Source organism: Aquiflexum sp., assembly GCF_977115555.1.
Map to the genome: position 1 here is coordinate 1 of NZ_CDSBKL010000605.1, position 1,768 is coordinate 1,768.

1 protein-coding gene is annotated in these 1,768 nt (G+C 48.4%); it reads right to left on the reverse strand.

Going from position 1 to position 1,768, the window contains the following annotated elements; translation table 11 throughout:
• Window positions 1–621: 621 nt before the first annotated feature.
• The gene (locus tag ACZFYI_RS20020) at window positions 622–1,485 is read right to left on the reverse strand and encodes an RnfABCDGE type electron transport complex subunit B (protein ID WP_462525887.1); all 864 of its coding nucleotides are present in this window, start codon (window positions 1,483–1,485) and stop codon (window positions 622–624) included.
• Window positions 1,486–1,768 lie beyond the last annotated feature (283 nt).

Here is a 1,768-nt window from a genome sequence, read left to right on the forward strand (position 1 = left end):
CTTCCCCTATACTTTAGTATACCTTCCGTACACCTTCCCCTTACCATACTCCGTGTCCTAGCTATGGATACTCCGTGTCTGAGTTAGGGATACTCCGTGTCTGGGTTACCCTTTGTTTACTTATGAGCTGTACATTACCCCGATTGATCTCGATGGTTATTGGGAGAAAGGTCTTTATTTTTTTGAGATTCTTCACCTTCGCAAGCTCCGGTTCAGAATGAGGGGATTGTGCGGGTCGTCACTCTGATCCGCCGTGGCGGAGAAGAGTCTCATTAACAGGCAATGCCTCCTTCATGATGACAGAATATGATTCATTCAAGGATGTTCAACCCCTTTGGGGTTGGCCTGAATTTCAAAATCGCCATTTATCCCCGGGTGGCAACCCGGGGCTATTAATGGTTCAACCCCCGTTGGGGGTTTTGAATTATATGTCTTTTCCTTTTCTGAACAATCCAAAAAATGTTGAGGACTCAGGATGACGGTTCAATTAATTCATCATTATGAATTCAGAATTCTTTCGGCTTTCGTTTCTCGCTTCTTCGATAAAGGAGATCCTTTAGTTTCCGTAAATACTTCCAGATGACGGCTCCAGTAATTCATCATTATTAATTCATCATTATTTTAGCTTTCCCCCATTTTCAGCTTTCCTTTTCTGATAATTTTCTTCGCTTCGGGGCCTTTGATAGGGCCTTGTTTTTCATCCAACCATACGATGGCACCGGTAGGGCAGCGTTGGATCGGAACTTGGGTTTGGTGTCTTCCGGAATAGTCGATCACGGGAAGGTTGTACTTCATGGTGACCAGGCCGGGGGCATCCATGGCGCATTTGCCGCAGGCGGTACAGCCTACTTCGCAGTCCTCGAGAACCCCGTCGCCGGCTTCCTGACTTTTGCAGGCCACCCAAAGGCGGTGGCTGATGGGATGAAGTGAAAAAAGGTCCTTGGGACAGACTTCCACACAGTCCCCACAGGCGGTACATTTGGCTTCGTCTACCACGGGAAGCCCGAATTCATTCATCGAAATCGCATCAAAATCGCAGACCGTCTCGCAGTCCCCGTGTCCGAGACATCCCCAAGAACAGCCTTTTCCTCCTCCTGAGATCAGTGCTGCGCCTCGGCAACTTGAGAGGCCTTCGTATTCGGCGCGGTTGATGGCGACATTCGTTCCCCCTGCACAGGCGAGTCTTGCCACGCGTTTTTCTTCCGCTCCGGCATCTACGCCGAGGTAGGCGGCGATGGCTTTCCGGCCTTCTTCACTGCTCACGGTACATTTTCCCGGCAGCATGTCACCCTTGACCAAGGCTTCCGCAAATGGCCTGCAACCGGGATACCCACAGGCACCGCAGTTGGCATGGGGAAGCATGCTTTCGACCTCGTCTATCCTCGGGTCTTCATAGACATAGAGTTTGGTATTGGCCACGATCAGCATCAGTGCCAAGAGAAGCGTCAGTCCGCCGAGTGCAAGTAAGGCTGTGAGGATGGTCATTTGCTGTGTGGTTATTGGTTAATTGGTTATTTGGTTAGAGGTTAATGGTTATTGGTTAATTGTTTTTGGTCCACGGTCGACAGTCCATAGCCGCTTCCTTCGGACTTCAATTCTTGTTCTTAATGTCAAGCGTCAGATGGATAGAATAGGGGATATCAGATGGCTGCCCCGTTTATTTAATATCCATTAATATCCAATATCAATTAATATCCTTTGACCAAGATTTGATAATTGCACTTTGGACTTATACTTTCAATTACACCACTGCTGACTGTGACTGTGA

Bases quoted from the DNA above. Each gene is read 5' to 3' on its own strand.
- ACZFYI_RS20020 (WP_462525887.1), bottom strand. From the start codon at position 1,485: ATGACCATCCTCACAGCCTTACTTGCACTCGGCGGACTGACGCTTCTC.